The following is a 17,078-nucleotide window of genomic DNA, read 5'->3' as shown; positions in this document are numbered from 1 at the left end:
AGGATGGTCACCCGCCGGGAGCCGCCCGGCGCGGGGACGGGGAGGGGACCGGGGTGCCGCGCTACGACCGCGACGAGGTGGCCCGCCGGGCGGGGTACGCCTCGTGGCAGGAGGCCGTCGGCGCCACCGCCGGCCTCGGCCAGCAGGAGGCCGGCCGGCTGCTCGGGGTGAGCCACCCCACGGTGCGCGCGTGGCGCGCGGAGCTGGGCGTCGGCGTCGCCGCCGCGCGCCCGTCGGGCGAGCAGCTCAAGGAGGCCTTCCGCGCCGACCCCGCCGACGAGCGGCACGGCTCGGCCAACGGCTACCGCAACCTCGGCTGCCGGTGCGAGCGGTGCACCGCGGCGTGGACGCGGTACCAGCGCGAGCGCCGCACGGGCGCCGGCGCGCAGCCGCCGGCCTGAGACCGCGGCCGGGTTCGACCCCGCCGGGCTGCGCGCCGGGTACCACCCCGGCCTGCCGCGGACCACCGGCTACACGTACGAGGGGCGGCTGCGGGTCCCCGCCTGAGCCCCCGGAGCACCCGGGCGCCCCTCGCCGGGCGCACGGAGGGGCCCCGGCACCCGAGGGGGTGCCGGGGCCCGAGGGTCCGTGCGCGTCAGCGGAGGGTGACCACCGCGCCGCGCGCCGGGGTCCAGGTGATCGAGCCGCCCTGGAAGTCGGTGCGCTTGCCGCCGGCGACGTCGTACTCGTCGGAGGTGGGGTAGCCCAGCCGGCCGGTCTCCCAGCCCTGGCGCGCCCAGGCGTCACGGATCAGGCCGCGCACCACGCGGGCGCCGGTGGCGGGGGAGAAGTACACCGACCCGCCCTGGAAGTGGTTGAACGCCCCGCCGCCGCGCAGCGCCGCCTCACCGGTGGTCGGGTAGCCCAGGAAGCCGGTCTCCCAGCCGACCGAGGCCCACTTGTCGCGGATCAGGCCCTTGACGACGTGGGCGCCGGCGGCCGCGGACCAGTAGATCGAGCCGCCCTGGAAGTGGTTGAAGGCACCGCCGCGCAGGGGGGTCTCGTCGTTGACGGGGAAGCCCAGCGGGGAGTTCTCCCAGCCCGTCGAGGCCCAGCGGTCCCGGATCAGCCCGCGCACGATGTGCGAGCCGGTCGCGGGCGAGAAGTACACCGAGCCGCCCTGGAAGTGCTGGTAGTAGCCGGACTTCACCGGCGTGGGCAGGATCGCGGTGGTGGGGTTGCCCAGGAAGCCGCCGGCGCCGCCGACGGAGCTCCACTTGGTGGCGATGTCCGGGGTCCCGGAGATCGGGGCGCCCTCCACGCGCAGGGTGCCGTCGCCGTTGCGCACCAGGGTGGCGATGCTCATGCGGCGCGGGTGCGGCACGGGACCGCCGACGTTCTCGCCCAGGCGGAACGTCGCGTACGCCATGCGCAGCCGGCCGTTCGCGTCGACGAAGCCGGAGGAGCCGCCCGGGCCCTGCGCCACGCCGGCGCTGGCGAGCAGCGGCACGGAGGAGACGCGGTGGCACGGCCCGGTCGGGCCCGCGGGGCAGACCGCGTACCCGGAGGCGTAGCTGCTGTGGCCCTGCGCGTCCAGCGGGTCGGACAGGTTGCCGGAGTAGAACAGGTAGGTGGTGCCGCCGAAGCGCACCATCGAGGGGTTCTCGATGGTGTCGCCCTCCCACGAGTTCGGGGCGGTCTCCAGCAGCTTCACCACGGGCGCGCCGGGGCGCGGGAACCCGTTGTCCGCCAGCTCCACCGACTTGATCGACGAGGGGTGGTGGTCGATCTTGCCGGAGGACTTCCACAGCAGGTAGTTGCGGCCGGTGGTCTCGTCGCGGTACGGCATCGGGTCGATGGACCCGCCCGGGTCGACGTTGACGTCCTCGCACTGGATCGGGCCGCCGCCGCTGATGTCGCGGAACGGGCCCAGCGGCGAGGGCGCGGAGGCCACGGTGAGGCAGAAGCGCGAGGGCGAGACGCGCACGGGCGAGTACGCGAACCACGTGGCGCCGATGTTGAACACGCCCGGCGCCCAGTAGTCGCGGTTGATCCACGGGCCCTGCTGGTGCACCAGGCCCCAGGAGGCGGGGCGCACGAGGGCGTCGTTGGTGTCGTACTTGCCCCAGTCGTCCATCGGGGCGGCCTTGATCTCCGCGGGGATCTTCGGGTCGGCGGCCACCGAGTAGCCGCGGCGGCCGGGCGGACCGTCGTCGGAGTAGCGGGCGCGGACCTTCCACGTCGTCAGGTCGGTGCTCGTCAGGACGGGCAGGACTCGCCCGCCGACGGGGGAGGCGTAGGCGTAGTAGGTGTTCCCGGAGCGGACGACGGTCGGGTCGCCGAAGTCGCCGGTCCAGGTGGCGCCGGGCTCGAACCAGGTGGGCTCGGCCGCGGCGGCGGTGTCGATCGCCGGGGAGAGCACGCAGGCGGCCATGCCTGCGGTCACGCCTGCGGCGACTCCGGCGAGGAGCCGGCGCAGTCGGGACGTGGGACGCACGGGGTGTACCTCCGGGTCGGTGCGTGGGGGCCTCGTGCGAGGTATCGGCACGTCGGCGGCCGACCTTGAGCAGGCCTTGGGCCACATGGTGCGTGAAGGCCTGCCGTGATCGGCAGTGCGGACCGTGACGAATGCGTCACACCCCCGCCCGGGGACCGGACGGGGGTGCGGCGGGGACCCGCGCGGCGGGTCAGCGGCAGGTCAGCGGTAGGTGACGACGGCGCCCCTCGCGGGCGTCCAGGTGATCGAGCCGCCCTGGAAGTCGCTGCGCTTGCCGCCGGCGACGTCGTACTCGTCGGAGGTGGGGTAGCCCAGCCGGCCGGTCTCCCAGCCCTGGCGCGCCCAGGCGTCGCGGATCAGGCCGCGCACCACGCGGGCGCCGGTGGCCGGGGACCAGTAGATCGAGCCGCCCTGGAAGTGCGTGAAGGCGCCGCCGGGCAGCGGGTTCTCGTCGGTGGTCGGGTAGCCCAGGAAGCCGGTCTCCCAGCCGACCGAGGCCCACTTGTCCCGGATCGCCCCGCGCACGGCGCGGGCGCCGGTGGCCGGGGACCAGTAGATCGAGCCGCCCTGGAAGTGGTTGAAGGCCCCGCCGCGCAGGGCGACCTCGTCGGTGGTGGGGAAGCCCAGGAAGGAGCCCTCCCAGCCCATCGCCCTCCACTTGTCCCGGATCAGGCCCTTGACGAAGCGGGCGCCGGTGGCGGGCAGGAAGTAGATCGAGCCGATCGCGTAGTGGCGGTAGCGCCCGCCGTTCTTGGCGGGGCCCTCGTCGCCGGTGGGGGCGCCGAGCACGCCCGCGCCGACCGCCGCGTACTTGGCGGCGACCTGCGAGACCGTGCCGCCGCCGCCCGCGGCGAGGATCTGCGCGACGCGGTCGCGGATGGCGTCCATCTTCGTGAAGCCGACGTTGCCCGGGCAGGCGGTGAAGCCCACGTCGCGGTGCGCGTTGATCGTGCGCAGCGTCACCGTGGTGCCCGCGGCGTAGCGGGCGGTGCCGCCGCCGGCGCTGGTCAGCACGGCGCTGCCCCTGGCCGGCAGGCCGTGCAGGGAGAACTTCCAGGCGATGACCTGCGCGACGGACTCCAGGCAGGCGGCCGGCGGGGCCACGGAGGTGAAGTCGCCCATCATCGACACCCCGAAGGTGTCGGTGTTGAAGCCGCCGGCGTGCGCGCCGACCACGAGGCGGGTGATGCCGCCGGCGCGGCCCTCCCAGATGCCGCCGAAGCGGTCCACGACGAAGTTGTAGCCCAGGTCCGACCAGCCCAGCGTGACGGTGTGGTACCGGTACATCCCCCGGATCACCGAGGGGACCTCGGCCAGGGAGTACGAGCCGGGGTCGGCGGTGTGGTGCACCACGGTGGCGCGCAGGGTGCCGCTGTAGGAGACGCCCGAGGAGCGCAGGTTCTCGTCCGCGCCCCAGTCGGCGCGCGAGCGGATCACCGGCTGGGCCAGCGCCAGGGTGCGCCGCTCCGGCTCGGTGCCGCCGGCGGCGTCGGGGGAGGCCCCGCCCGCCAGGGCCGGCGCGCCGGTGCGCCCGGGCAGCGCCGCGGCGGCCGCGACGGCGGCCTCGGCCGCGGCGGCGTCGCCGGCCAGGGAGCCGGGGTCCACCAGGTGCAGCTCGGCGTGGGCGACGTCGGCGGCGGGCAGGCGGACCTCGACGGTGGAGCTGCCGCCGAGGGCGCCCACCCACAGCGGGTCGGTGCCCTGCACCTGGCGGCGGGCCTCCGCGGTGCCGGGGTCGGCCTCGTTGTCGTTCAGGGGCAGCGCGGTCCACGCGGACCAGGTGCCGCCGGTGCGGGTGCGCACCTCGACCCCGGCGGCGCTCGTGCCGCGCGGGAAGGTCACCCCGAGCATGCGCCCGCCGTCGACCTGCACGCTCACGACGGACAGCTCGGCGGCGCCGGCCGCGGGGGCGCCCAGCAGCGAGCGGGTGCCGCCGGCCGCGACGGTGCCGCGCCCGGCCGCGGCGCTGGGGTGCTGCGCCAGCGGGTAGGTCGTGGTGGAGCCGCTCGCGCGCAGCCCGTCCCCGGAGAGGACGGAGGGGGCGGCGGCGGCGGGCCGGGCGCCGGTGGCGCCCAGGCAGGCCAGCAGGGACAGCGCGCCGCCGCCGCCGGCGGCGCGCAGGAGGGCTCGACGGGACAGTGCCGCGTCCCCGGGCGCGCCGGGACGGGCCCCGGGGGCCTGCTGGGCAGTCGCGGTCCACCGCATGGCAGCTCGGTCCTTCGCTCGACGACAGGGGAGGTCGCACCCACACGGGTCAACGCTCGTCACGGGCATCGGCACGCAGCGCGACGAGCTTGAGCGGTGCCCGGGACTCCTCCGCCACCCTGACCGAGCGCCTCGTGGTGCTCAAGGGGCGTGAGAGCACGACTAGGTAACAACGTGCCAATCATCCCTCCACTCTGAGTGACATGCGTCCCACCTGTCGCGCCGGCCGCAGGCACGTGCGGGCACCGCCCCGGACCCTCGCAGCGCTCACGCGGAGTGACTGGAGCGGGCGCCCAGCGGCCGTCCAGGTGACACCCGGGAGGGCCGCCGGGCCCCTCAGCCGCCGCGCTGGACGGTCAGCCGCCCGTCCTGCGCGCGCCAGGTGATGCTGCCGCCGCTGAAGCGGCTGCGCCGCCCGCCGGGCACGTCGTGCTCGTCGGTGGTCGGGTAGCCCAGGAACCCGGTCTCCCAGCCCAGCCGCGCCCACTCGTCGCGGATCGCGCCCAGGACCACCTGCGCCCCGGTGCGCGGGGACCAGTAGATCGAGCCGCCCTCGAAGTGGTTGAACGCCCCGCCCGGCAGCGCCACCTCGTCGGTGAGCGGGTAGCCCAGGAAGGAGTTCTCCCAGCCCAGCCCCGCCCACCGGTCGCGGATGAGGCCCTTGACGAAGTGCGTGCCCGTCACCGGGTGCGAGTACACCGAGCCGATCGTGTAGTGGCGGTAGCGCCCGCCGGCGCGCGCCGGGCCCTCCGGGCGGGTGGGCGCCCCCAGCACCCGGGTGCCGCCCGAGGCGGCGTGCTTGGCGTCCACCGCGGACGCGACCCCGCCGCCGGCGTCCACGATCTGCGCCACCCGCGCGCGGAGGGCGTCCATCCTCGTGAAGCCGACGTTGCCCGGGCAGGCGGTGAAGCCCACGTCGCGGTGCGCGTTGATCGTGCGCAGCGTCACCGCGGTGCCCGCGGGGTAGCGCGCGGTGCCGCCGCCGGCGCTCGTGAAGGTCGCCGTCCCGCGCGGGTCCACCCCGTGCAGGGAGAACTTCCAGGCGATGACCTGCGCCACGGACTCCAGGCACTCCGCCGACGGCGCCCGGGAGGTGAAGTCGCCCATCATCGACACCCCGAAGGTGTCGGTGTTGAAGCCGCCGGCGTGCGCGCCGACCACCGGCAGCGTCACGCCGCCGGCCCGCCCCTCCCAGATGCCGCCGAAGCGGTCCACGACGAAGTTGTAGCCCAGGTCCGCCCAGCCCAGCGTGACGGTGTGGTACCGGTACATCCCGCGGATCACCGAGGGCACCTCGGCCCGCGAGTACGAGCCGGGGTCGGCGGTGTGGTGCACCACCACCGCGCGCACCGCGCCCGCGTACGCCGGCCCGTCCGGGGCGCGCAGGCCCTCGTCGGCGCCCCAGTCCGCCCGGGAGCGGATGGCCGGGGCGGCCACCGCGCTGAGCTGGACCGCCTGCGCGTCCAGCAGCGCGTGCGCCGGCTCCCCGGAGGTGCTGCTCAGCCGGCGCGCACCGGCCGCCGCGGTGGCGTCCCCGGCCCAGCGGCCCGGGTCCACGACCTCCAGGCGCGCGGCGGGCAGGTCCGCGACGCGCAGCCGCACCCCCACCTGCGCCGCGCCCAGCTCGCCGGTCCACAGCGGCTCGGTGGCCACCGCGCCGGCCTCGCCCGTGCCCGGGTCCGGCGCGCTGTCCACCGGCGACAGCTCCGTCCACGCGCCCCAGTCCCCGCCGGCGCGGCGCACCCGCACGGCCACCGGGCCCGGCGCGCTGCCGGCGGCGAAGACCACGCCGAGCACGCTGCCGCCGGGGACCTCGACGGTGACCTCCGTGGTGCCCGCCGCCTCCGCGAGCCGCTCCACGGCCCCCCCGGCGGCGTCCCCGGCGGCCTCTCCGGCGGCCTCGGCCGCCCGGCGCAGCACCTCGCCCGCCCGCCCCGCCGCGGCCAGCGGCAGCGAGCGGGTGGAGCCGGAGACCGGCAGCGGCAGCACCGCGGAGCTCGCCGCGCCGGGGGTGAGCACCCCGGGCGCCGCGGGGACCGCGGTGCCCGCGGCGGCGGCGCGCGCGGCGGGCGCCGCGAGCAGCGCCAGCAGGCCCGCGCCCGTGCCCGCCAGGGCGGTCCGCCTGCCCACCGCGGCGCCGGTGCGGCGCGCTCCCGGTGTCGTCGTTCGGCTCAGCGGGTCAGGGGTCATCGCCGGGGCGCTCCGTCCGTCGTCCAGGGGCCGCCGGACGGCGACGCTCCACCAGGGACGAAAGCTAGAGGACGGTGCAGGCATTGTGAACGGTGCGCGTGCGACCGGCGGGTCACGACGCGCCGCTGACGTGCGGCGCCGCGGCGGACGCGTCAGGGACCTGGGCAGGTCCCTGACACGGTCGTCGGCCGGTCGGCGACCGGTCAGCGGCCGGTGCCCGCCGCGTCCGCGGGCCCCGGCACCGCCTCGTACAGCTTCACGCCGAAGGCGCGGAAGTCGCGCTCGTCCACCAGGCGGAAGCCCTCGCGCAGCAGCCGCGCCGTCTCGCGGTCCTGGGCGCTGGCCGTCACCAGCGCCCCGGTGCCGCCGACCACCCACACCCGCCGCGTGCCGGCCAGCGCCCCCGCCAGCCGCTCCGGCGGCAGGGTCGTGCCCACCAGCGTCGCCGACTCCGCGGCCGGCCGGTCCAGGGCCAGGTCGCGCAGCCCGGCGAAGGCGCCGGGGTACAGCTGGGTCAGCACCCGGTAGCGGTACTCGCCGTCCGGGACGAACAGCAGCCCGTCGCCGGGGCGGGCCTGCGCGGCCAGGTGCGCGGCGGTGCCGCGCAGGTCCTCGGCGTGACCCAGCTCCGGGTCGCGGAAGACGAGCTGCATGCGCAGGCCCGCCACCGCCACGGACGCCACCAGCGCCACGGCGAGCACCGCCGGGCCGTGCCGGCGCCACCCGCGCAGCCGCCCCGCGAGCAGCCGGCCGGCGCGCGAGCGGACCGCGCGCAGCCGCCACCCGCGCAGCCGGGCGCCGCCGCGCCGGCGCACCGGCCCGGCCAGCGTCACCGCCGACGCCAGCAGCAGGCACGTGCCCGGGGCGACGACCACCAGGTAGCGCGTCGTCCACAGCGGGTGCACCTGCGACAGCGCCCACAGCAGCGGCACGGGCGCGGCGCCCCACAGCAGGCCCGCGGCCAGCAGCCGGCGCGCCCGCGCCCGCCACAGGGCGGTGGCGACCGCGAGCGCGGCCACCGCCACCGCCGCCGGCGAGCCCAGCGCGAAGACGACGTGGGCGCCCAGCTCGCGCAGCGGCGGCGGGCGCAGGAACGCCACCTGCGCCTGCTGGGTGCTCTGCGCCCACAGCAGCGGCAGCGCCAGCGCCAGCCCCGCCCCGGCGGCCGCGGCCCCGCGCCGGCGCGCCGCCGGCGCCGCGCGCAGCAGCAGCGCCAGCTGCGCCGGCAGCACCATCAGCGCCAGGGTGTTCAGCGCCACCAGCAGCGGCAGGGTCAGCGCGTAGCCGGCCCACCAGCCGGTCCGCCAGCCGGCCCGCGCGGGTGAGGAGCGCGCGCGCACCAGCAGGTACGTCGAGGCCGTGGCCACCAGCGCCGCCAGCGCGTACGGGCGCGCCTCCTGCGCGTAGCGGGAGACGAACGGGGTGAGCACCCACAGCCCCGCCGCCGCGGCCCCGGCCCAGCGGGCGGCGCGCGCCCCGGCACCCGGCAGCGCCAGGCGCCGGCCCAGCCCGTACAGCAGCGGGCCGGTGGCCGCCGCGGCCAGCACCGAGGGCCAGCGCGCCTCCACCACCGTCACCGACGGCCCGAACAGCGCGTGCACGAGGAAGTAGAACGGCGCGTGGACGAGGTCCACGTGCTGCACCAGGCGCCACACCTGCTCGGCGGAGCGGCCGGCGACGGCCACCGTCACCGCCTCGTCGCGCCACGGGCTCGGCGTGCCCAGCCGCCAGGAGAACACCGCCAGGCCCGCCAGCGCCGCCAGCAGCCCGGCCAGCACGTCCACCCGCCGGCGGGCGCGGCGCAGCACCACCGGCGGGCGCGGCGCGGGCGCGGGCGCCCCGCGGCGCGCGCCGGGCAGGCGGGGGACCTCCCGCTGCGCGTCCGCGTGCGTGCTCAGACCGACCTCGCTCGTCACCGCTGCTGCGGCTGCCCCCCGGGGTGCGTCGTCACAGCGGCAGCCTGCGGAACACGGGCGCCGGGACGTGGCGCAGGGCCGACATCACCCAGCGCATCGGCTCGGGAGCCCACACGGTCTCCTTGCCGGTGCGCACGGCGTCGACGGCGACCTCCGCCACCTGCTCCGCGGACACGGACAGCGGGGCCGCCTTCAGCCCCTCGGTCATCTTCGTGGTGACGAAGCCGGGGCGCACCACGACGACCCGCACCCCCGCCGGGCGCAGCGCCTCGCGCAGGCCCGTGAAGAAGGCGTCGAAGCCCGCCTTGGAGGAGCCGTAGACGAAGTTGGAGCGGCGCGCGCGCTCGCCGGCCACCGACGACAGCGCCACCAGCACCCCGTGGCCCTGCTGGCGCAGCCGCTGCGCCAGCAGCACGCCCAGGCGCACCGGGGCGGTGTAGTTCACCGTCGCCACCAGCTCCGCGGCGTCCGCGTCCTGCCAGGACTCCTCGTTGTCGCCCAGCACCCCGAAGGCCAGCACGGTCACGTCCACGTCGCCGGCGGCGAACGCCTCGGCGACGACGCGCTCGTGGCCGGCGGTGTCGGTGGCCTCGAAGTCCACGGTGCGCACCGCGTGCCCGCGCCGGTGCAGGCGCTCCACGGCCGCGTCGCGCCGCTCGCCGGGGCGGGCGGCCAGCGTCACCTCCACCGGCCGCTGCGGGCTCAGCCGCTCCACCACGGCCAGGCCGATGTCGGAGGTGCCGCCGAGCAGCAGCACGGAGCGGGGGTTGCCGAGGGCGTCGATCACGGGGCGTCTCCAGGCCGGGTCGGGGAGGGCGGGGCCGTCCCGGCGGACCGGCCCGACCCCGCCGGCCCGTCGGGGTCCGGACGCCCGGACGAGCCGTCCGACCCTAGCAACGCCCCCGCACCGCCCCGGCGCCCGCGGGTGCGGGCGGGCCCTAGCCTGCACGGGTGCCGACCCCGCCCCAGCCGCCCCGCCCCGCGTGAGCGGTGTCCTCACCGGCTTCGTCGTCGTCGCCGCCGTGGTCGCCGTCGGCTACGCGCTGGGCCGCACCGGCGTCCTGGGCCCGGGGGCGCAGACCGTCGTCTCGCGGCTGGTGTTCTTCGTCGGCACCCCCGCGCTGCTGGTGCGGACCCTGGCCGGCACCGAGCCCGCCGAGCTGCTGTCCGCGCAGGTGGGCGTCACCGCCGCCGGCGTGGCCGCCTGCGCGCTGCTGTGGTGGCCGGTGGCGCGCTGGTGGCTGCGCCTGGGCGCGCGCGAGCTCGTCGTCGGCGCGCTGGGCTCCTCCTACGTCAACGCCGTCAACATCGGCCTGCCGGTGGCCGCCTACGTCCTGGGCGACCTGACGGCGGTGCTGCCGGCGCTGCTGCTGCAGCTGGTCGTGCTCACCCCCGTGGCCCTGGCCGTGCTCGACGTGCTCCAGCCGCCCCCGGCGGGCGCGCCGGGGGCACCCGCGCGGCGCGGCGCGCGGGCGCGGCGGCTGCTGGCGCCCCTGGCCAACCCGGTGCTGCTGGCCAGCGCCGCCGGCCTGGCGCTGACCCTCACCGGCACCTCGCTGCCCACCGCCCTGGACCGGCCGCTGGAGCTGCTCGCCGGGCTGTCCGTGCCCGGCGCGCTGCTGGCGTTCGGCATGTCGCTGCACGGGCGGGTGGCCACCGGCCTGGCCCGCCGCGACGTGCTGCTGGCCACGGGGCTGAAGTCGCTCGTGCAGCCGGCGGCCACGTACGCCGCGGCGCGCTGGGGCTTCGGCCTGGACGCCGCCGCGGTGCACGCCGCGACCGTGGTGGCCGCCCTGCCCACCGCCCAGAACGTCTTCACCTTCGCCGTGCGCTACGACGCCGGCCGGGAGCTGGCCCGCGACACCGTGCTGCTGACCACGGTGCTGTGCGTGCCCGTGGTGCTGCTGGTGGGCGTCCTGGTTCCCGGCGGCTGAGCGCCCGGGCGCCCGGGCGCCCGGGCGCCATGGACGCCCGGGCGGCCCGCTCAGCGCGCCGCGCGCCAGGCCTCCCACGCGGAGGCGACGGTGTCGCGCAGGTCCTTGGAGGCCGTCCAGCCCAGCTCCTCGCGGATGCGGGTGACGTCGGCGACGAGCTGCGGCGGGTCGCCGGCGCGGCGCTCGCGCACCTCCGGCTCCACCTGCACGCCGGTGACCTCGCGCACCACGCGCAGCACCTCCAGCACGGAGGCGCCGGTGCCGGTGCCGACGTTGAAGACGTCGTGGCCCTCCCCGGCGGCGTCGCCCGCCAGGTGGTCCAGGGCCGCCAGGTGCGCCTCGGCCAGGTCCAGCACGTGCACGTAGTCGCGGATGCAGCTGCCGTCCGGGGTGGGGTAGTCCCCGCCGAGGACGACCGGCGCGCGCCCGGCGTCCAGCGCCGTGAAGACGATGGGGACGAGGTTCATCACGACCGAGTCGCCCAGGTCCGGCCAGCCGGCGCCGGCGACGTTGAAGTAGCGCAGGTTCGCCGAGCGCAGCCCCCACGCCACCCCGGCGGCGCGGTTCATCCACTCGCCCACGAGCTTGGTCTGCCCGTAGGGGTTGATCGGCTCGGCGGGGCCGTCCTCGCGCACGACCGGCACCCGCGGGGCGCCGTAGGTCGCCGCGGAGGAGGAGAACACCAGCCGGCCCACGCCGGCGTCCTGCATGGCCTGCAGCAGGTTCGCCTGACCGCCGACGTTCTGCTGCCAGTACCAGGCGGGCTTGGCCACGGACTCGCCGACCTGCTTGCGCGCCGCGAAGTGCACCACCGCGTCCACCGAGCGCTCCGCGAAGGTGCGGCGCAGCACCTCCTGCGCGCCCTCGGCGGCCAGGTCCAGCTGCACCAGGGGCGAGTCGCCCACCCGCTCGGTGCGGCCGTTGGACAGGTCGTCGACGACCACGACCTCCTCGCCGCGCTGCTGCAGCAGCCGGACCACGTGGGAGCCGATGAAGCCCGCGCCACCCGTCACCAGAACGCTCATGGGCGTGATCGTAGTCACGCGGGGTGCCCGCGGGGCCCGCGCGGGCGGGCGTTCACCCGCACGGGGCCGGACCGTTCCCTAGGCTGCCCGGCGTGTTCCTCCTCGAGAACCGCGTCCAGCCGTACGCGTGGGGCACCGCGCACGCCATCCCCGAGCTGCTCGGCGTCCAGCCCGACGGGACGCCGCAGGCGGAGCTGTGGATCGGCGCCCACCCCGCGGCCCCCTCCACCGCCGCCCCCGCCGGCGGCGGCCCGGCCCGCCCGCTGGACGAGGTGGTGGCCGCCGACCCCGCCGCCGCCCTGGGCCCGCACCGGCGCGGGGACCGGCTCGGGTTCCTGCTCAAGGTGCTCTCCGCCGCCGCCCCGCTGTCGCTGCAGGCGCACCCGGACCGCGCCACCGCGCAGCGCCGCTTCGCCGAGGAGGAGGCCGCCGGCGTCCCGCTGGACGCCCCGCACCGCCTCTACCGCGACGACGAGCACAAGCCGGAGCTGCTGTACGCGCTGGAGCCGTTCGCGGCGATGGCCGGCTTCCGCTCGCCCGCCGCCGCCCGCGACCTGCTCGCCGGCCTGGCGCTGCCGGACCTGCCCGCCGCCTCCGCCGCCCTGCTCGCCGGGCTGCTCGAGGACCTCGCCGGGCAGGACGACACCGCCGCCCTGCGCGCGGCCACCGCCCGGCTGCTCACCGCCGCCGGGCGGGACGCCGCCCCGCTGGTGGGGGCCGTGGCCGCCGCCTGCCGCGGGGTGGACGACGACTCCGCCCGCTGCGTGGCCGACCTGGCCGAGCACCACCCCGGCGACCCCGGCGTGCTGGTCTCCGCGATGCTCAACCAGGTGCGCCTGGCCGCCGGGGAGGCGCTGTACCTGCCGGCGGGCAACGTGCACGCCTACCTCTCGGGCACCGGCGTGGAGCTCATGGCCAGCTCCGACAACGTGCTGCGCGGCGGGCTGACGCCCAAGCACGTCGACGTCGACGAGCTGCTGCGGGTGCTGGACTTCCGGGTGCTGCCGCCGCCGCTGCTGGCGCCGCGGCGCGTGTCCGAGCACGAGGTCCTCTTCGCCCCCGGCGACGTCGACGACTTCGCCCTGACCGTCCTGGACGTGCTCCCGGGGGCCGCCACGACGTGGGAGCGGCCCGCGCCGCGCTCGCTGCTGTGCCTGGAGGGGGAGGTGCGGGTGGCCTCGGCGACCTCCGAGGTGGTCCTGGCGCGCGGGCGCTCGGCGTTCGCCACGGCCGCCGAGCACCCGCTGCGCGTCACCGGCTCGGGCCGGCTGGCGGCGGCGGCCCCCGGCGGCGCCTGAGCCCGCCGCCGGCCAGCGCCCGCGCCAGCACCGGCGCGGCCAGCAGCATCACCAGCAGCCGCAGCACCTGCACGCTGAGCACGAAGGTGGCGTCGGCCCCGGAGCCCACCGCGGCCGCCAGCACCGCGTACAGCCCGCCGGGGGTGGTCGCCAGGTAGGTGTCCAGCAGCGGCAGGCCCGTGGCGGCCGACAGCAGCACCGCCAGGCCGGCGCTGCCCAGCACGCCCACGACGATGAGCGCCAGCGCCGCCGGCAGCACCCGCGCCACGCTCGCCAGGCTGGCGCGGGTGAAGCGCAGCCCCACCTGCAGGCCGATGAGCGCGTACGCCAGCGCCTCCAGCGGGGCCGGCACCCGCGCCTGCCCGGCCAGCCCGCTCAGCGACAGCGCCGCCGCCAGCAGCAGCGGCCCCAGCAGCGAGGCGGCCGGCAGGTGCGCGGCCCGGCCCAGCCGGCGCCCGGCCACCCCGCAGCCGGCGACCAGCAGCAGGCCCGCCCACGCCGGGCCGCCGGCGGTCGCGCCCGCCGCCGCGTGCCCGCGCACGCCGAAGGCCACGTGCAGCACCACCGGCAGCGAGAGCACCACCACCAGCACCCGCACGTACTGCACCACCGCCACCACGCGCTCGTCGGCGCCGAGCTGGCGGGCGATGACGACCAGGCCGCTGGCCCCGCCGGCCACCAGCGCGAACGCGCCGGTGACGGCGTCGACGTCGCGGTGCCGGCCCAGCAGGGCGCCGGTGCCCAGGCTCAGCGCCAGCGTGCCCAGGGTCACCAGCAGCACCGGCAGCCAGTGCTCGCCCAGCGCGCGCAGCGTGGACAGCTGCACGAGCGTGCCGATCGTCACGCCCACCACGGCCTGCGCGGCCGTGCCGGTGCCGCGCGGCAGCGACGGCGGGCGGCGCACCAGCAGCGCGTCGGCCAGGCCGGTCAGCAGCCCGGCGAACAGGGTGGGGGAGGGCAGGCCCGCGGCGCCGAGCAGCGCCGCGGCGGCGGCGGTGGCGGCGGCCAGGGCCGCGGCGTGCGCGAGCGCGCGGCCCGCCGGGCGGGGCGGCACGGGCGCGCTCAGCCGCGCGGCAGCCGGGCGTCCACCCGCTCCTGCGCGGCGACCTGCTCCGGCAGCGCCGCCAGGTCCGGGGCGAGCACGACGGAGCCGGCGCGGCACCACGCCGCCAGCGGCCCGCGCACGGCGTCGGCGGGGCCGACGTCGGTGAGCAGGCGCACCCCCACCGGCCAGGCGGCGCCGGCCGCGGCGGCCTCGGCCAGCAGCGAGCCGTGCGCCAGGGAGTCCAGCGCCCCGTCGCCGGGGGCGGGCTCGGCCACCGGGGCGTGCACGTCGCCGTAGCCGGTGACCACGCGCGCGTAGTCCAGCGCCCCGGCGGGCAGCCCCTCGCCGAAGGAGGTGGCCAGCGGGGCCAGGGAGACGGCCACCCGGTCCGGGGCCGCGGAGGCGGCGAGCGCCGCGGCGTCGGCGCAGACGAGCACGTCGGCGTCCTCGTGCGCGCCGGTCAGGGCGTGCGCGCCGGTGGCCAGCACGGCGAGCTGCCACACCAGGGTGCGCCAGTGCGCGGGCAGGTCCAGCGCGACGCGGGTGCCCGGGCCGGCGTCGAACTCCTCCTCCAGCAGGTTGGCCGTCTTGGCGACCCAGTTCGCCAGCACGCGCGCGGACAGCTCCACCCGCTCGCCGGTCTCGGCGTACCGCTCGCCGTAGAACGTCAGGCGCGGGGCGGTGGGGTCGCCGGCGACGAGGGTCTGCAGCAGCGCGGTCACCGAGCGGGGCGTGGAGGGCGGCACGCCCCCACGCTACGTCCGGCGCGCCGCCCGCTCCCGCCCGGGACGTCGCCGGCACCCGCTAGCGTCCCGCCGTGCTCGCCACCGCTCCCGCCGACGCCCCCCGGGCCGGCTCGCCCCGCCCCGACGGGCCCGCGTGGGCGGGGGCGCTGCTGACCCGCGCACCCGTCGCGCTGGCCGCCGCCGTCGCGGCCGTCACCGCCGTCGCCGTGCCGCTGGTGCTGCTGGACCTGTGGACGCCGTGGGTGGCGGTGCCGGTGTGCGCGGTCGCGGCCGTCCTGGCCGGGCGAGCGGCGTGGGCGGTGCCCGCGGTGCCCGCGCCGGCGTGGGCGGCGCTGGGCTGCACCGCGGTCGCCCTGGGCGGCGGGCTGTGGGCCGCCCTGACCCGCGCCGAGCACGTCGTGCTGCGCCGCGACGCCGGCTCGCAGGCCCTGTACGCGCACCACCTGGCCACCCGCCACGGCCTGCCGGTGGACCCCTCCCTGGCCGCCCTGGGCGGGCCGGAGGTGCTGGCCGACCCGGGCGTGACGCTGGCCAGCCCGGCGTTCTACGAGGTCGGCAGCCACGTGGTGCCGCAGTTCCTGCTCGGCGCCCCCGCGCTGTACTCGCTGGGGGAGTGGGCCGGCGGCTGGCAGGGGCTGCTGCTGGCGCCGGCGGTGGTGGCCGCGGCCGCGCTGCTGGCCGTGGCCGGCCTGGCCGCGCGCCTGCTCGGGGCGCGCTGGGCGCTGCCGGCCGTCGCCGCGTTCGCGCTGGCCCAGCCGGTGCTGCACGTGAACCGCTCGACGTACTCGGAGGTGCCGGCGCTGCTGGTGCTGGCCGGGGCCGCCTCGCTGCTGGTGGCGGCCACCGCCGCGCCCGCCCGCGCGGGCGCGTCGGGCGCCACGGCCGCCGCGCGCCTGGGCGGCGGCGCGGGCCTGCTGCTGGGCGCCTGCGGGTTCGTGCGCATCGACTTCCTGCGCGAGGTGGCGCTGCTGCTGCCGGTGGCCGCGGCGCTGGCGGCGCTGCGCCACCCCGCGGCCCGCGCGCTGCTGGCGGGCACCGCGCTGAGCACCGTCCTGGCCGCGGCGGCGGCCGTGACGTACTCGCGCCCCTACCTGGGCACGATCGCCGGCTCGCTGCTGCCGCTGGTGGCGGCGCTGCTCGCGCTGGGGGCGGCCTCCTGGGCGGGCCTGCGGCTGGCGCGCTCGGGCCGGCTGGCGCGGGTGCGGGCGCTGACGAGCCCGCGGCTGGGCCCGGTGCTGGCGGCGGCGCTGGCGGCGGTGCTGCTGGCGCTGGCCTCCCGCCCGCTGTGGCTGGTGGTGCGCCAGGACCCCGAGGACCCCGGCAGCAGGCTGGTGGCCGGCCTGCAGCTCGCGCAGGGCCTGCCGGTGGACGGCGGGCGCACCTACGCGGAGCACTCCGTGGACTGGCTGGCCTGGTACCTGGGCTGGCCGGCCGTGGCCGCCGCGGGCGCCGCGGCCGTGGTGCTGCTGGCGCGCCTGGTGCCGGCGCTGCAGGGGCGCGCACCGCTGCCGGCGTGGACGGTGCCGTTCGTCGTGGCCGTCGGCTCCACGCTGCTGACGCTGTACCGCCCCGGCATCACCCCGGACCACCCGTGGGCCGACCGGCGCTCGGTGCCGCTGGTGCTGCCGGCGGTGGTGCTGCTGGCCACCGCCGCGCTGGCGTGGGCGGTGCGCGAGCTGCCCGCGCGCCTGGCGCGGCTGCTGCCCGGGCGCACCGGGGGCACCGGGCCCGCCGCCGCGCTCGCCGCGCTGGGCGCGGTGCTCCTGCTGGTGCCGGCGGCCCTGGCGACCGCGCCGCTGGCCGGGCAGCGCACCGAGCGCGGGCAGCTGGCCGCGGTCGCCGACGCGTGCGCGTCCTTCGCCGCCGGCGACGTGGCGCTGGCGGTGGACGCCCGCGCCCGCAACGAGTGGCCGCAGGTGCTGCGCGGCACGTGCGGGGTGCCGGCGGCCTCGCTGGTGGTGGCCACCGCCCAGGGCCGCCCGGGCACCCCCGAGCACCTGGAAGCCCTGCGGGCGGTGGTGCAGCGGCAGGCCGCGCGGGTGCGCGCGGCGGGCGGGCGGCCGGTGCTGGTGGCCGCCGGCGGGGAGCTCGCCCCGGCGGAGGCGCTGCGCGCGCTGGGCGTGGCCGAGCCGGTGACGGTGGCGCGGGTGCGCACCGTGGAGGACGAGCGCGTCCTCACCGAGCGCCCCGACGCCGGGCAGGCCATCACCGTCGAGCTCGTCACCGGCGTGGCCCCCGAGCCCGCCGGCTGACGCCCCCGCCCCCTGCTCCACGGGGCCCGG

At 78.7% G+C, this 17,078-nt stretch carries 12 protein-coding genes; 4 read left to right on the top strand and 8 right to left on the bottom strand.

Going from position 1 to position 17,078, the window contains the following annotated elements; genetic code table 11:
- Positions 1-53: 53 nt before the first annotated feature.
- Positions 54-401: a hypothetical protein gene (locus tag ACRYR7_RS04875; RefSeq protein ID WP_432570939.1), complete on the top strand. Its 348-nt coding sequence runs from the start codon at positions 54-56 to the stop codon at positions 399-401.
- 194 nt (positions 402-595) lie between these two features.
- On the opposite strand, the gene ACRYR7_RS04870 is transcribed toward ACRYR7_RS04875, so the two are convergent.
- The 5 genes from ACRYR7_RS04870 to ACRYR7_RS04850 all read right to left on the bottom strand — a co-directional run bounded on the left by ACRYR7_RS04870 (position 596) and on the right by ACRYR7_RS04850 (position 9,535).
- Positions 596-2,386: a family 43 glycosylhydrolase gene (locus ACRYR7_RS04870; protein WP_432570938.1), complete on the bottom strand. Its 1,791-nt coding sequence runs from the start codon at positions 2,384-2,386 to the stop codon at positions 596-598.
- A 252-nt stretch (positions 2,387-2,638) separates the two neighbouring features.
- Entirely contained in the window at positions 2,639-4,642 is a 2,004-nt protein-coding gene (locus ACRYR7_RS04865) for an N-acetylmuramoyl-L-alanine amidase (RefSeq protein WP_432570937.1), read from the bottom strand.
- A gap of 336 nt (positions 4,643-4,978) precedes the next feature.
- On the bottom strand, positions 4,979-6,772 hold the full coding sequence (locus ACRYR7_RS04860; RefSeq protein WP_432570936.1) for an N-acetylmuramoyl-L-alanine amidase: 1,794 nt from the start codon (positions 6,770-6,772) through the stop codon (positions 4,979-4,981).
- 263 nt (positions 6,773-7,035) lie between these two features.
- Positions 7,036-8,748, bottom strand: coding sequence for a hypothetical protein (locus tag ACRYR7_RS04855; RefSeq protein ID WP_432570935.1), 1,713 nt, complete (start codon positions 8,746-8,748; stop codon positions 7,036-7,038).
- 31 nt (positions 8,749-8,779) lie between these two features.
- On the bottom strand, positions 8,780-9,535 hold the full coding sequence (locus ACRYR7_RS04850; protein WP_432570934.1) for a decaprenylphospho-beta-D-erythro-pentofuranosid-2-ulose 2-reductase: 756 nt from the start codon (positions 9,533-9,535) through the stop codon (positions 8,780-8,782).
- A 196-nt stretch (positions 9,536-9,731) separates the two neighbouring features.
- Here ACRYR7_RS04850 and ACRYR7_RS04845 point away from each other — a divergent pair, with 196 nt between their 5' ends.
- A complete protein-coding gene (locus ACRYR7_RS04845; RefSeq protein ID WP_432570933.1) occupies positions 9,732-10,682 on the top strand; it encodes an AEC family transporter in 951 nt (316 codons plus the stop codon).
- Positions 10,683-10,732: 50 nt separating this feature from the next.
- On the opposite strand, the gene galE is transcribed toward ACRYR7_RS04845, so the two are convergent.
- Positions 10,733-11,707 carry a UDP-glucose 4-epimerase GalE gene (gene galE / locus ACRYR7_RS04840; RefSeq protein WP_432570932.1) on the bottom strand — a complete coding sequence of 325 codons (975 nt, stop codon included), beginning with the start codon at positions 11,705-11,707 and terminating at the stop codon, positions 10,733-10,735.
- A gap of 92 nt (positions 11,708-11,799) precedes the next feature.
- On the opposite strand from galE, the gene manA reads away from it, so the two are divergent.
- Positions 11,800-13,005 carry a mannose-6-phosphate isomerase, class I gene (manA, locus tag ACRYR7_RS04835; protein ID WP_432570931.1) on the top strand — a complete coding sequence of 402 codons (1,206 nt, stop codon included), beginning with the start codon at positions 11,800-11,802 and terminating at the stop codon, positions 13,003-13,005.
- Here manA and ACRYR7_RS04830 read toward each other — a convergent pair.
- Both ACRYR7_RS04830 and ACRYR7_RS04825 read right to left on the bottom strand, forming a co-directional pair.
- Positions 12,959-14,059 (bottom strand): AbrB family transcriptional regulator, encoded by a 1,101-nt coding sequence (locus tag ACRYR7_RS04830; RefSeq protein WP_432570930.1) that lies wholly within the window; start codon positions 14,057-14,059, stop codon positions 12,959-12,961. The genes manA and ACRYR7_RS04830 overlap by 47 nt on opposite strands.
- Before the next feature lie 8 nt (positions 14,060-14,067).
- On the bottom strand, positions 14,068-14,796 hold the full coding sequence (locus ACRYR7_RS04825; RefSeq protein ID WP_432570929.1) for a TIGR03089 family protein: 729 nt from the start codon (positions 14,794-14,796) through the stop codon (positions 14,068-14,070).
- A gap of 71 nt (positions 14,797-14,867) precedes the next feature.
- Here ACRYR7_RS04825 and ACRYR7_RS04820 point away from each other — a divergent pair, with 71 nt between their 5' ends.
- Entirely contained in the window at positions 14,868-17,048 is a 2,181-nt protein-coding gene (locus ACRYR7_RS04820; RefSeq protein WP_432570928.1) for a hypothetical protein, read from the top strand.
- Positions 17,049-17,078 lie beyond the last annotated feature (30 nt).

It is taken from the genome of Kineococcus gurbantunggutensis, from assembly GCF_050871925.1.
GTDB lineage: Bacteria > Actinomycetota > Actinomycetes > Actinomycetales > Kineococcaceae > Kineococcus.
The sequence above is the reverse complement of the archived record's forward strand: the minus strand, read 5'-3'. Positions and strand labels throughout refer to the sequence as shown.